Below are 13,515 nucleotides of genomic sequence, written 5' to 3'. Positions count from 1 at the left end.
ACTCACCCCCCGCTCAACGGCCGGCGATGAAGGCCTTGACCTCGCCGACCAGCCAGTCTGCATCGTCCCACATGAGGAAGTGGTAGCCGCGCTCGCTCATCGAGACCTTCGCGCCGATCAGGCCGGCGTACTGCGTCTCGAAGATCTTCCGGGTGCTCTCCAGCGTCGAGCCCATGGGTTCGAAAGCGGCCCAGGCACCCAGCACGAGCGTGGAAGCGGTGATGCGAGGCAGCAGTGGACGCAGGTCCTCGCCCCAGAGCTCTGCCATGGCCTGCGCCGAGGTGGCCCGGTCGCTGGCCAGGCTCCATTCGAAGACGCGCTCGCTATTGGCGGGGCTGCGGCTCATGCCCAGGGAACCCTGGCGGGCGCCGGTTTCCCACTGTTCCTTCGTGGCGCCCAGCATCTGCCGACGCATCGCCACCGCAGCACCCTGGGCAGCCTCGGGCGTCATGCCGCGCAGGCCGGCCAGGAAGGGCAGCGAGTCGACGATGACCAGCCTGTCGATGCGGCTGGGCCGCTCGGCCGCCATCTGCAAGGCCAGCGCGCCGCCCAGGCTGTGGCCCATGACGACGGGACTGTCGAGCTTGCGGTCGTCGAGGTAGGCCAGCAGGCGGTCACGCATGCCGCTCAGGAAGTGCTCGGTCGCCACGGCCGGTGCACCGGCGAAGCCGGGCAGCTGCACCATATGGCATTGCACGCCGGGTTGTAGCGCGGCGCAGGTCTGCTTCCAGGTGGCGGCAGCGCTGTTCAGGCCCGGGATCATGAGGACAGGTCGCCCCTGGCCCACGACGTCAACGCGCAGGTCGCGGAACTCGGCGGGTGCAGCTTGGCCGTTGCTAGCGCCGAGCGCCGTCGCGATGGCCACGGCGGCGGCGAAGAGGCCGCCCCAGGAACGCTTGCGGACTGACATGCGGATCTCCATCTACGTTTTGACGGAGGCATGTTGCAGCGGCCCGCGTGCGGCGCCAGCGGCCCGATGACGAACGGCGGGCCGCGCGGATGAATGGCTGGCAGGCAGGGCCGATGGCGGCCTACTTCAGCCGCTGTGCCCAGTAGACCAGCACCTCGGTGCGCGGCTGGATGTCGGTCGGGCTGTAGGTGTAGGTCGGCACGACGTTGATCGCGTCCAGCGTGTTCAGGCCCGAGATGATCCGGCCGAAGACCGCATAGCCTGGGTTGGCGGCGCTCTGATAGTCGAGGCTGGTGTTGTCCAGCACGTTGAAGAAGAACTGGCTGGTGGCCGAGTCAGGGTCGCTGCGGCGCGCCATCGCGATCGTGCCGCGCAGATTGGACAGGCCGTTGTTGCTCTCCAGCTTGATGGGCGCATACAGCGGCTGCTTGGACACCATGCCGCTGGTGTAGCCGCCGCCCTGGATGACGAAGTCGCGGTCGACGCGGTGGATCAACGTGTTCGAATAGAAACCCGCAGCGACGTACTTGTAGAAGTTGGTCACCGTCTGCGGCGCGTACGTGTCGTAGAGCTCGACGACCATCTCGCCGCTGCTGGTCAGCATGCAGACCGTGGGCCAGGCACTCGCGGTGGACGCGGCCAGGCCGGCAGCGCTGCAGGACAGGGTCGGGGGATTCGGATTGGGATTGGGGCGCGGGTACTGCGTACCACCACCACCGCCACCACCGCCGCCGATCTCGACTTCGACACCGCCCCCGCAAGCACTGAGCAGCGCTGTCGCGCCGAGGGCAAGGACGAGGCTGGCAAGACGAAGGGGCAGGCGCATGTCGGTCTCCGTGGAATGCCGGCTCAACGCCTGACGCCATGTTCTGTTGACTCTGCTTACAAGCAATTACCTGCGGTGGCTATAGTCCGCGCCGCCAGCCTACCGCTGTCGTCTACTTCCACCCCCTGTTGTCACCCCATGTCTTTTGCACTCAGCCGCCGTTCCGCCCTCCTGCTCGCCCTGAGCGCCAGCCTCGGTCTCGCCGCCTGCGGCGGTGGCGGCGGCGATGCGGGCACGCCCGTCAATCAGGACCCCAACGGCTGGAGTGGCGTGACGGCGCTGAAGACGACGGACACGGTCGTCGGCACCGGCACCGCGATCGAGACCGGCAAACTGGCCTCCGTGGCCTACACGGGCTGGATCTACGATGCCCGTGTCGCCGATACGAAGGGCACCAAGATCGACAGTAACGTCGACGCAGCGCCGCTGTCTTTCGTTGTGGGTAGCAACGCCCTCATCAGTGGGTTCGAACAGGGCGTCGTCGGCATGAAGCCAGGTGGCAAGCGCACCGTCACCATGCCAGCCAGCATGGCCTATGGCAGTGCGGGCAAGGCCCCCTCCGTGCCGGCCAACGCGGCGCTCGTGTTCGACATCGTGATGGACCCGAACGGCTGGACCGGCGTGACCGCCCTGAAAACCCAGGACACCGTCGCCGGGGCCGGCGCATCCGCCGATGCCGGCAAGAACGTGACGGTCACCTATACCCTCTGGCTCTACGACGCACGCATCGCCAGCACCAAGGGCCTGCAGATCGAGAACAACACGGCCGGGTACACGTTCAAGCTTGGCGCAGGCAGCGTCATCGCAGGCTTTGATCAGGGTATCTCCGGCATGAAGCAGGGTGGCAAGCGCACCATCACCATCCCGGCCAGCCTGGGTTACGGCAACGGCGGCGACGGCAGCGGCAAGATCCCTGGCGGCGCAGTGCTGGTGTTCGACGTCCAGCTGACCGCCGTCAACTGACCTCGAGGTTGTCGATGAGCCGCGTGGTCCCCAACCGCGCGGCACCAAGTGCGACCAGCGGCTGGCCGTCGACGGCTGGCCCGAGGTCGTGCTGGCGGCGCAGCGTCACGTAGTCCGGTGCCCAGCCAGCGTCGCGCAAGGCCTGCATGGCATCCGCCTCCATGGCCACAAGGTCGCGCTCACCAGCCTGCCAGCGGGCGATCAGGGCCTTCAGCGTGCCTGACAGGCGCAGCGCCTCCGTCTTCTCGGCCTCGCTCAGGTAACCGTTACGCGACGACAGGGCCAGGCCCTTCTCGCTGCGGCGCGTCTCACCACCATGGATGACGATGGGCAGGGCCATCTGCGCCGTCATGCGGCGCAACACCATCAGCTGCTGGTAGTCCTTCTTGCCGAACACCGCCAGCGTGGGCTGCACGATGTTGAAAAGCTTGTGCACGACTGTGCAGACGCCGGTAAAGAAGCCCGGGCGGAAGTGGCCCTCAAGGATATCCGCCAGCTCGGCCGGCGGGAGCACCTTGTAGCCCTGGGGCTCCGGATACAGCTCCTTCTCGCTGGGCGCGAAGACGATGTCACAGCCAGCGCCTTCGAGCAGCTCGCAGTCGCGCTGCAGCGTACGCGGATAGGTGTCGAAGTCCTCGTGGGGCGCGAACTGCAGCCGGTTCACGAAGATGCTTGCGACGACCGCGCCCGCCGCCGGGCCAACCAGCTCGCGAGCCTGTTTCACGAGCGCCAGGTGCCCGTCGTGCAGATTGCCCATGGTCGGCACGAAGCCGCGCTGGCGATGGATGGCGAGTGCGTCGCGCAGCTCGGCTATGGTGTGGATGACCCGCATGTTCAGAACCCGTGGATCTCGTTCACGGGGAAGGCCTTGGCCTTCACCTCGTCCACATAGCCCTTCACCGCGGCCAGCACGGAATCCTTGCCGGCCATGAAATCCTTGACGAAGCGCGGCTTGCGGCCGGGCGTGATGTTGAGCATGTCGTGCAGCACCAGCACCTGGCCCGACGTGCCGACGCCGGCGCCGATGCCGATGACGGGCACAGGCGAAGTGGCCGTGATCTCCGCGGCGAGTGCGGCCGGCACCATCTCATAGAGCAGCATCGCGGCACCCGCCTCGACCAGCTCCATCGACTCGCGCTTCATGCGGGCGGCCCCCGCCTCATCGCGCCCCTGCACCTTGAAGCCGCCCAGCGCGTTCACGGTCTGCGGCGTGAAGCCGAGATGGCAGCACACCGGAATGCCGCGCTCGCTGATGAAACGCACCGTCTCGGCCGTCCAACCACCGCCTTCGAGCTTGACCATATGGGCGCCGGCCTTCACCAGCGCAGCCGCACTCTTCCAGGCCTCTTCCTTGCTGACGTGGTAGCTGTCGAAGGGCAAGTCGGCAATGATCCAGGCCCACTTGTGGCCGCGCGACACGCAAAACGTGTGATAGACCATGTCCTCCAGGCTGACCGGGGCCGTGGAGCCGCGGCCCTGCAGCACATTGCCCAGCGAGTCACCGATCAGCAGGATGTCGACTCCTGCCTCGTCCAGCAGGCTCGCGAAAGCCGCGTCGTAGCAGGTCAGCATGGTGATCTTCTCGCCGCTGGCGTGCATCTGCGCCAGGCGCGGCAGGGTCATGGGCTTGCGGTCGGTCGTCATCTCAGCCCCTCGTCCGATGGGTGCATCGGCCGATCCCCCGAGGGGATGTGGGCCGACTTGGGAGCGGCCCGGCGCTCGGCCCGCTGGCGTTGAATTGGCGATGGTCGTGTCATGGCCACCTCTCGGTGAAAACCCTGGGTCACCCCTCAGGGCGGGCGCAGTGTAGCGTTCGGACCTATGACCCTGACCGAGTTGCGCTACATCGTCGCCGTCGCCCGCGAGCGGCATTTCGGCCGCGCCGCCGAAGCTTGTTTCGTGTCGCAGCCGACCCTGTCGGTAGCGATCAAGAAGCTGGAGGAAGAGCTGGACCTGAAGATCTTCGAGCGTGGCGGCAGCGAGGTCACCGTCACGCCGCTGGGCGAGGAGATCGTGCGCCAGGCTCAGTCGGTGCTGGACCAGGCCGGCGCCATCAAGGAGATCGCCAAGCGCGGCAAGGACCCACTGGCGGGCGCGCTGCGCCTGGGCATCATCTACACCATAGGGCCCTATCTGCTGCCCGAGCTGGTCAGGCACACCATCGAGCTGTATCCGCAGATGCCGCTGATGCTGCAGGAGAATTTCACGATCAAGCTGCTGGAGATGCTGCGCACCGGCGAGCTGGACTGCGCCATCATGGCCGAGCCCTTCCCTGATGCAGGCTTGGCCACGGCACCACTCTACGACGAGCCGTTCGTCGTTGCGCTGCCTGCCTCGCACGCGCTGGCATCTCGCCAGACCATCAGCGCCGAGGAGCTCAAGCGCGAGACCATGCTGCTGCTGGGTACGGGCCACTGCTTCCGCGATCACGTGCTGGAGGTGTGCCCCGAGTTCGCACGTTTTTCCAGCGACGCCGAAGGCATACGCCGCAGCTTCGAGGGTTCGTCGCTGGAGACCATCAAGCACATGGTGGCCTCGGGCATGGGCGTGACTGTCGTGCCCCAACTGAGCGTGCCGCGCGACCCAACCCCGCATCTGCGCTTCGTGCCCTTCAGCGAGCCCATCCCGACGCGTCGTGTCGTGCTCGCCTGGCGGCGCAGCTTCACACGCTACGAGGCCATCGCGGCGCTGCGCAACGCCATCTATGCCTGTCAGCTGGAGGGCGTCCGGCGCCTGTCCTGAATGGGGGCAGCAAAAGTTTGAAGACACCCATTTGCTTTTGCTATCGCTTCGTTTTGATCAATCGATTTGATCAATTTTTCGCTGCGGCCTAACCTTTGCGCACCGATGGCTTGGCCGGTAGCCGGCCCGGCCCCTACAGAGGAGAACCCCATGACGAGTGAAGCCAAGTGCCCCTTCCATCACGCCGCCGGCAACGGCACGGCCAACCGCGACTGGTGGCCCAACCAGTTGCGGGTGGACTTGCTGAACCAGCACTCCGGCAAATCCAACCCGCTGGGCGAGGCCTTCGACTACGCCGCGGCATTCAAGACGCTGGACTACGCTGCGTTGAAGGCCGACTTGGTCAAGCTGATGACCGACAGCCAGGACTGGTGGCCTGCCGACTTCGGCCACTACGGCCCGCAGATGATCCGCATGGCCTGGCACGCCGCCGGCACCTACCGTCTGTCGGACGGCCGTGGCGGCGGTGGCCGTGGCCAGCAACGCTTCGCGCCGCTGAACAGCTGGCCCGACAACGTCAACATCGACAAGAGCCGCCGCCTGCTGTGGCCGATCAAGCAGAAGTACGGGCAGAAGATCTCCTGGGCAGACCTCTTCATCCTCGCCGGCAATGTGGCACTGGAGTCCATGGGCTTTCGCACCTTCGGCTTCGCTGGCGGCCGCGAGGATGTGTGGGAACCGGATCAGGACGTCAATTGGGGTTCGGAGACCGCCTGGCTGGGCGACGGCAAGCGCCTGCACGGCGACCGAGAGCTGGACCGCAACCTCGCCGCCACCCACATGGGCCTGATCTATGTGAACCCGGAAGGGCCGAACGCCAGCGGCGACTACCTTGCTGCTGCCAAGGACATCCGCTCCACGTTTTACAACATGGCCATGGACGACGAGGAGATCGTCGCGCTGATCGCGGGTGGCCACACCTTCGGCAAGGCCCACGGCGCGGCGCCCGAGTCGCACAAGGGCCCGGAACCCGAGGGCGCGCCTATCGAAGCGCAAGGCCTGGGCTGGATCAGCGGTTTCGGCCAGGGGCATGGCAAGGACACCGTCTCCAGCGGCCTGGAAGTGACCTGGACCAAGACGCCGGCGCTGTGGAGCAACAACTTCTTCGAGAACCTGTTCAAGTTCGAATGGGAGCTGACACGTTCGCCGGCCGGCGCCAAGCAATGGGTGGCCAAGGACGCGCCGGAGATCATTCCGGATGCGCATGTCCCGGGCAAGTTCCACAAGCCCACGATGCTGACCACCGACCTGACGCTGCGCTTCGACCCGGAGTTCGGCAAGATCTCCAAGCGCTTCCATGAGCAGCCCCAGGCCTTCGCCGAAGCCTTCGCGCGCGCTTGGTTCAAACTGACCCACCGCGACATGGGCCCCAAGGCGCGCTACCTCGGCCCCGAAGTGCCGGCCGAAGACCTGATCTGGCAGGACCCGCTGCCGGCTGCCCAGCATGCGCCCACGGCGGCAGACATTGCCAGCCTCAAGGCCAGCATTGCAGCCTCGGGTCTGGGGGTGGGCGAGCTGGTCTCGGTGGCCTGGGCCTCGGCCTCCACGTACCGCGGCGGCGACAAGCGCGGCGGCGCCAATGGCGCCCGCCTGGCCCTGGCGCCGCAGAAGGACTGGGCGGTCAACCGCCGTGCCGTCCAGGTGCTGCCCAAGCTGGTCGAGATCCAGCAGGCCTCGGGCAAGGCCTCACTGGCTGACGTCATCGTGCTGGCCGGCGTGGTGGGTGTGGAGCAAGCAGCCAAGGCCGCCGGCGTCATCGTGACCGTGCCGTTCTCGCCGGGTCGCGTGGATGCCACCCAGGCGCAGACCGACGTTTCGTCCTTCGCAGTCATGGAGCCCGTGGTCGACGGCTTCCGCAACTTCCGCGGCGGCCCCATCGGCGCGCCGACCGAAGCCCTGCTGGTGGACCACGCCCAACAGCTCACGCTCACGGGGCCGGAGCTGACCGCCCTGGTCGGCGGCCTGCGCGTGCTCGGCGCCAACGCTGACGACAGCGGCCACGGCGTGTTCACAGACAGGCCGGGCGTGCTGTCCAACGACTTCTTCGTCAAGCTGCTGGACATGGACACGGTCTGGGCCGCGACGGACGCGACGGCCGAGATCTTCCAGGGCCGCGACCGCAAGACCGGCACCGTGAAGCACACCGGCACCCGCAACGATCTGATCTTCGGCTCCAACTCGGTGCTGCGGGCCTATGCCGAGGTCTATGCAAGCGCTGACGGACGGCAGCGCTTCGTCAAGGACTTCGTCGCCGCCTGGGCCAAGGTCATGGACCTGGACCGTTTCGACCTGCGCGCCTGACCCGCGCGAACTGCAAGGAGAACCCGATGAAACAAACCGTCCGCACCGCCCGCCGGGGCCTGGGCTGGTTCGTCTTCGCCAGCGGCGGCCTCGCCACCCTGGCGCTGCTGTTCCGCGGCGCCTGAACCCGGTCTGGCAAGGATGGCGGGCGGCCTCGTGCCGCCCGTTTCCGTTAGGCTTGCACCATCACCCCTGTACGGAGCTCCCCCATGGCCAAGAAGTCCGCCACCACCCCCTCCATCAGCATCGGCATCAGCGAGAAGGACCGCGCGGCCATCGCCGCCGGCCTGTCCAAGCTGTTGGCCGAGACCTATACGCTGTACCTGACGACGCACAACTTCCACTGGAACGTGACCGGGCCCATGTTCAACAGCCTGCACGCCATGTTCATGGCCCAGTACACCGAGCTGTGGAATGCGGTCGATCCGATCGCCGAGCGCATTCGCTCACTGGGCTTCCCGGCGCCCGGCAGCTACGCCCAGTTCGCCAAGCTCAGTGGCCTGCCCGACGTGCCGGCCACGCCACCCAAGGCCATGAAGATGGTGGAAGTGCTGGTGCAGGGCCACGAGGCCGTGGCCCGTACGGCGCGCGCGCTGTTCCCGCTGGTCGACAAGGCCGGCGACGAACCCAGTGCCGACCTGCTGACGCAACGCCTCACCGTGCACGAGCAAACCGCTTGGATGCTCCGGAGCTTGCTGGAGGAGTGACGTGAGGCCGCCCAGCCGCCCGGCCCTGCCTGCTGGAGACATGAGGGCGGCCGCATGAAGGTCGCGATCCTGACCTTCGACGGCTTCAACGAGCTCGACAGCTTCATCGCGCTGGGCCTCATCAACCGGCTCTACGCCCGGGGCTGGTCGGCCGCGATCACCAGCCCCAGCGCACAGGTGACGTCGATGAACGGCGTCACCGTCACGGCCCAGCAGCCGCTGGAGTTCGCCAACGAGGCCGACGTCGTGCTGTTCGGCAGCGGCATCCACACCCGCGCCATCGCCACCGACCGAGCACTGCTGGACCGGCTGCAGCTGGATCCGCTGCGCCAGCTCATCGGCGGGCAATGCTCGGGCACGCTGCTGATGGCGCGCCTGGGCCTGCTGGCCGACATGCCCGCCTGTACCGACTCGACGACCAAGCCCTGGGTCATCGAGGCTGGCGTGCGTGTCGTCGAGGAACCCTTCCATGCTCGCGGTCCCGTCGCCACCGCCGGTGGCTGCCTGGCCTCGCAATACCTGGCCGCCTGGGTCATGGCCTCGCGTGCAGGGCTGGACGCTGCGCGCCACGCATTGCACTACGCCGCACCAGTGGGCGAAAAGGACGCCTACGTCGACCGCCTGCTGGCTGTCGTCACGCCCTTTCTGCCGCCGGTCTGATGCCGGCCGCCGGATGCTCTGCCTCCACTGGTGTCGGTTTTCGGCGGCCTGCTGCGCGCCCAGGCTCCGTTCGCCCCGTCGTGCCGCGGCCCGGGCCACCCGGCCCTAGCCTGCAGGCGAACCGATTCGGGTTCGCAACGGGAGATGAAGGATGAAGACCTATGCCATCGTGGCCGCCATCGCGGTCGGCACCCTGGCCACGGCACTGGCCAGCCCCTCGGGGCTGCCCGCGGGCTGGCTGCAGACCGGGGACGCCCAGACCTGCCAAGGCCGCGTCGTGTCGGCCAGCAGCGCCCCCAGCGCCAACGTGTTCAGCCTGGACTGCCAGCCCGGTACCTCGGGCTTCTCGACGCTGATGCAGCAGGTGGCCGGCACCGACTACGCCGGCAAACGCGTGCGCCTGAGCGCCCAGCTGCGCGCCGAGCAGCTCGCCGCCTGGGGCGGGCTGTGGATGCGCGCAGACAGCGGCCAACGCGCCACGGCCTTCGACAACATGTACAACCGGCCGCTGCGCGGCAGCTTCGGCTGGCAGCCGGCCGAGGTCGTGCTGGACATCCCGCCCGACGCCACCACGCTGAGTTTCGGCTTCCTGCTCAATGGCGCCGGCCAACTGCAGGCCACGCAGTTCAAGCTCGAAGTCGTCGCCAACAACGTGGCGGTCACGGGCGAGGGCGGCACCCCCGTGCTGCCGCGCCAACCCCGGGCCATGACGCCGCCTTGAGCACCACCACGCCATCGCCGGGCAGCGACCTAGCCCAGGCCCTGCGGGAAGAAGGCCTGGGCTGGCAACGCGCCACGCCGCTGCTGGCCGGCCTGGCGCTGTTCGGGCTGACGGCGCCCTGGCTGCGCGGGCAGCCGGCCTGGGCGCTGTCGCTGGGCCTGTGGCTGGGCCATGCCGCCACCGACGGCCTGGCCGGGCTGCTGGGCCGGCGCCTGCGCCCCGAGCATCGCGTCGCGCTGCCCAGCCTGCTGTTCCTGGCCCTGCTGCTGGGCGCCATGCTGGGCTGGAGCGTGGAGCAGGGGCTGACGACGGCGCCGCTGAGCGGCAACGACCGGGTCACCCGCGCCTGGCTGCACTTCGGCTTCGGCGCGCTGCTGCTGGGCCTGCCGCTGCTGCAAGGCCTGCGCCGGCTGCGCGCGGTGCGCCGCGTGGAGCAGGAGCGCGCCCGGCTGCGCGCCGAGCTGCAGATGCTGCAGGCGCAGATCGAGCCGCATTTCCTGTTCAACACGCTGGCCACGCTGCGCAGCTTCGTGCGCCAGGGCTCGGACCGCGCGCTGCCGCTGCTGGACGCCGTCAGCGGCCTGCTGGAGACCACGCTGGAGCGCGTGCGCCAGGCCGAGGACTCGACGCTGGGCCAGGAATGCCAGGTCGTCGAGCACTACCTGTCCATCATGGCGCTGCGCCTGGGCGGACGGCTCAGCTACCGGCTGGACGTGGACGCCGCGCTGCTGGACCTGCCACTGCCGCCGCTGATGCTGCAGCCACTGGTGGAGAACGCCATCCAGCATGGCATCGAGCCCAGCGAGGGCGGCGGCGAGGTCCTGCTGCAGGCCGAGCGGGCCGCCGGGCAGCTGCGGCTCAAGGTCGTCAACAGCGGCCGCGGGCTGAGTGACGCGCGGCCCGCCGGGCACGGCCTGGCGCTGGCGAATCTGCGCCAGCGCCTGCTGGCCTTGCACGGCGACCAGGGCCGGCTGCAGCTCGCGACCAACGCCCAGGGCCTGACCGAGGCCACGCTCATGCTGCCCTTGCCATGACACCGCATCCGCCTCGCGCACCGACATGACCACCGCCCTGATCGCCGACGACGAACCCCAGCTGCTGGAGGAGCTGCGGCAGCTGCTGGCCGAGGCCTGGCCCGAGCTGGAGATCGTGGCGCTGGCGCGCAACGGCAGCGAGGCGCGCCGGCTGCTGGACGAGCTGCGCCCCGACATCGCCTTCCTGGACATCCGCATGCCCGGCATCGACGGCCTGGGCCTGGCCCAGCTCGCGCCGGCCGACACGCGCCTGGTGTTCGTGACGGCGCATGCCGAGCATGCGCTGGCCGCCTTCGAGCGCGCGGCGGTAGACTATCTGCACAAGCCCGTCACGCCCGCCCGCCTGGCAGCCACCGTGCAGCGGCTGCAGGCCGCGCAAGCGCCGCGCGAGGCCTTGCGCTTCCTGCAGGCCTGGACCGGCAACACGATGAAGCTGCTGGAGGTGGACCAGCTCGCCGCGCTGCGCTCGGAGCTGCGCCACACGCGGGCGCTGAGCCAGGCCGGCGAGCAGTTGCTGCTGCGCACCTCTCTGGGCGAGCTGCAGCGGCAGCTGGACCCGCAGCTGTTCTGGCAGATCCACCGCGGTTCGGTCGTCAACGCGCGCGCCATCGAGCGCATCGAGCGCCGCGACGACGGCGAGCTGTGGGTGCAGCTGCGCGGGCTGGACCAGGCCTTGCCAGTTAGCCGCCCGCACCGCGGGCGCTTTCGCGGGATGTAGGCCGCGCTACGCCACCCTACTCGCCGAGCTGGCGCAGCGCCGCCGCGGCCGAGCCCATGCCGGGCTGCAGCGCCAGCGCCTTGCGGTAGGCGGCGCGCGCCTGCGCCTTGTCGCCCTGCATCAGCGCGACCTCGCCCAGGCTGTCCCAGGCGTTGGCCGAGTCCGGGTAGAGCTCGGTGTTCAGCTGCATCAGGGCCAGCCCCATCGCCTTGTCGCCGCGCCGCACCAGCCCGTAGGCCTGGTCGTTCAGATAGGCCTCGCTGCCCGCTTCGTCCTTGCCGTCGCGCAGCGCACGGTAGGCCGCCAGCGCGGCAGCCTTGTCGCCGGCCAGCAGCAGTTCGCGCGGCGCGCGTTGCGCGGCGCCCAGCCGCGGCAACAGCTGCGCGGGCCCGCGCGGCTGCGCCAGGCTCAGGGCCAGGCGCCCGTCGGGGCCGGGCTCGAAGGCGCGCGCCTGCTCCTGCCCGCGCTCGAAGTAGCGCCCGCCGGCCACCGGCACCAGTTCGCGGGCCTCCTCGCCGACCGCGCCGATGAAAAGGCGCTCGCCCCGGCGCGTCACCGCCAGCACCTGTTCGGCATTGAGCCGGTAGCGGCCTGGCGCCCGCTCCAGCGCCTCGGCCGTGGCCGGCACCGGCACCAGGGTCTTGAAACCCGGCCAGCCGTATTCGTGCGCGATGGCGCGCCGCAGCTCGTCCATCAGCGCGGGCTGGTTGGCATTGATCATGATGGCCGCGCCCTGGCCCGTGCTCTGGCTGGCCATCAGGCTGGCGCAGAAGCCCTCGTTCCAGCCGCCGTGGGCGAAGTAGGCCGCACCGTTTTCCTGCGGCAGGCCGAAGCCCAGGCCGTAGTCGCCGCCGGCACGGCCAGTGAGCATGTCGCGCGCCAGCGCCGCCGGCAGCAACTGGCTGCGGCCTTGCAGCGCCTGCTGGACGCCGATGGCGAAGCGGGCCAGGTCTTGCGACGTGGTCCACAGGCCGGCCGCGGCCAGCTCCGGGTAGCGGTGGTGCTTGCCTGCCACGGCGCTGCCGTCGGGCCGCACGCCGGCGGCGGCGCGCGCCAGCTGTGCGGCCGGCAGGGGCTGGACGAAGCTGCTGTCGGCCATGCCCAGCGGGCCGAGCACGCGCTGCTGCATCAACGGCGCGAAGGCCTCGCCGGCAACCTCGCTCATCAGCAGCTGCGCCACCGTGTAGCCCCCGCCCGAGTAGCGGAAGGCCTGGCCCGGCAGCTGGTTCACGCGTACGGCCGCGGAGTTGGCAGGCGGCTTGCCATCCAGCACAGCAAGGATGTCGGGCACCGGCGCACCAGCTGCGTAGCCGGCGAAACCATGCCCGGTCAGCCCCCCAGTGTGGCTGAGCAGATGGGCGAGCGTGACCGGCACCTGCCGGGTCCAGTCGTTCTCGGGAATGCGCCAGGACTTCAGCCGCTCGTTGACCGGCTCGTCCAGCGACAGCTTGCCGTCCCGCACCAACGTCAGCGCGCCGAGGGCGGCCACCGGCTTGCTGATGGAGGCCGCCTGGAACAGCGTGTCCGGCCTGACCGGCAGGCCCAGCTCGCGGTCGGCCAGGCCGTAGACGCGGGTCCAGGCCAGGCCGTTCCTGTCGATGACGGTGACGGTGAGGCCCGGCACGCCGTAGTGCTTCATGCGCTCCTGCAGCGTCCAGGTGCCGTCGCCGACGAAGCTGACCGGCGGCCGCAGCCCGGCCAGCACGCGGGCGATGCGGGCCTCGGTGTCGTCGTCGGGCGGGGCCGCGTTGGCGGCACCTATCGCCAGCGTGCACAAGGCCAGGGCCAGCGGGTGGAACAAGGGACTCTTCATGGCGAGAGGCAGGGGGCGGTCAATGGAAGGTCCAGCCTAACCGGACGGGGCGTGGACCTGCCAGCGCGGGCGGACGGATTGCCGCCTCGAAGGTCCCAGATGCAGCCAGCACCGATAATT

The 13,515-nt window shown here is 69.2% G+C and carries 13 protein-coding genes; 8 read left to right on the top strand and 5 right to left on the bottom strand.

Going from position 1 to position 13,515, the window contains the following annotated elements:
- Positions 1-13: 13 nt before the first annotated feature.
- Positions 14-910 carry an alpha/beta fold hydrolase gene (locus tag QM732_RS24130; RefSeq protein WP_415658630.1) on the bottom strand — a complete coding sequence of 299 codons (897 nt, stop codon included), beginning with the start codon at positions 908-910 and terminating at the stop codon, positions 14-16.
- A gap of 121 nt (positions 911-1,031) precedes the next feature.
- Positions 1,032-1,736 carry a peptidylprolyl isomerase gene (locus QM732_RS24125; protein WP_415658629.1) on the bottom strand — a complete coding sequence of 235 codons (705 nt, stop codon included), beginning with the start codon at positions 1,734-1,736 and terminating at the stop codon, positions 1,032-1,034.
- Positions 1,737-1,874: 138 nt separating this feature from the next.
- Between QM732_RS24125 and QM732_RS24120 the strand changes: the two genes are divergently transcribed.
- Complete coding sequence (locus tag QM732_RS24120; RefSeq protein ID WP_415658628.1) at positions 1,875-2,699, top strand: FKBP-type peptidyl-prolyl cis-trans isomerase; 825 nt, start codon at positions 1,875-1,877, stop codon at positions 2,697-2,699.
- Here QM732_RS24120 and panC read toward each other — a convergent pair.
- Positions 2,692-3,531 (bottom strand): pantoate--beta-alanine ligase, encoded by an 840-nt coding sequence (panC, locus tag QM732_RS24115; protein ID WP_415658627.1) that lies wholly within the window; start codon positions 3,529-3,531, stop codon positions 2,692-2,694. The genes QM732_RS24120 and panC overlap by 8 nt on opposite strands.
- A 2-nt stretch (positions 3,532-3,533) precedes the next feature.
- Positions 3,534-4,343 carry a 3-methyl-2-oxobutanoate hydroxymethyltransferase gene (panB, locus tag QM732_RS24110; RefSeq protein ID WP_415658626.1) on the bottom strand — a complete coding sequence of 270 codons (810 nt, stop codon included), beginning with the start codon at positions 4,341-4,343 and terminating at the stop codon, positions 3,534-3,536.
- Positions 4,344-4,520: 177 nt separating this feature from the next.
- Here panB and QM732_RS24105 point away from each other — a divergent pair, with 177 nt between their 5' ends.
- The 7 genes from QM732_RS24105 (at position 4,521) to QM732_RS24075 (ending at position 11,582) form a co-directional block, all read left to right on the top strand.
- Positions 4,521-5,441: a hydrogen peroxide-inducible genes activator gene (locus tag QM732_RS24105; RefSeq protein WP_415658625.1), complete on the top strand. Its 921-nt coding sequence runs from the start codon at positions 4,521-4,523 to the stop codon at positions 5,439-5,441.
- A 150-nt stretch (positions 5,442-5,591) separates the two neighbouring features.
- Complete coding sequence (katG, locus tag QM732_RS24100) at positions 5,592-7,742, top strand: catalase/peroxidase HPI (protein WP_415658624.1); 2,151 nt, start codon at positions 5,592-5,594, stop codon at positions 7,740-7,742.
- 209 nt (positions 7,743-7,951) lie between these two features.
- A complete protein-coding gene (locus QM732_RS24095) occupies positions 7,952-8,449 on the top strand; it encodes a Dps family protein (RefSeq protein WP_415658623.1) in 498 nt (165 codons plus the stop codon).
- Positions 8,450-8,503: 54 nt separating this feature from the next.
- Positions 8,504-9,109, top strand: coding sequence for a DJ-1/PfpI family protein (locus QM732_RS24090; RefSeq protein WP_415658622.1), 606 nt, complete (start codon positions 8,504-8,506; stop codon positions 9,107-9,109).
- A gap of 151 nt (positions 9,110-9,260) precedes the next feature.
- Positions 9,261-9,830, top strand: a complete 570-nt coding sequence (locus QM732_RS24085) for a hypothetical protein (protein WP_415658621.1) — start codon at positions 9,261-9,263, stop codon at positions 9,828-9,830.
- The gene (locus QM732_RS24080; RefSeq protein ID WP_415658620.1) at positions 9,827-10,864 is read left to right on the top strand and encodes a sensor histidine kinase; all 1,038 of its coding nucleotides are present in this window, start codon (positions 9,827-9,829) and stop codon (positions 10,862-10,864) included. Before QM732_RS24085 ends, QM732_RS24080 begins: the two co-directional genes overlap by 4 nt.
- Before the next feature lie 25 nt (positions 10,865-10,889).
- Complete coding sequence (locus QM732_RS24075) at positions 10,890-11,582, top strand: LytR/AlgR family response regulator transcription factor (protein ID WP_415658619.1); 693 nt, start codon at positions 10,890-10,892, stop codon at positions 11,580-11,582.
- Between the two features lie 16 nt (positions 11,583-11,598).
- Here QM732_RS24075 and QM732_RS24070 read toward each other — a convergent pair whose 3' ends face one another.
- Positions 11,599-13,395 carry a serine hydrolase gene (locus QM732_RS24070; protein WP_415658618.1) on the bottom strand — a complete coding sequence of 599 codons (1,797 nt, stop codon included), beginning with the start codon at positions 13,393-13,395 and terminating at the stop codon, positions 11,599-11,601.
- Positions 13,396-13,515: the final 120 nt, after the last annotated feature.

Source organism: Roseateles sp. (assembly GCF_047654805.1).
Classification (GTDB): Bacteria; Pseudomonadota; Gammaproteobacteria; order Burkholderiales; family Burkholderiaceae_C; genus Pelomonas.
This window is presented reverse-complemented; position numbering and strand designations above follow the sequence as displayed.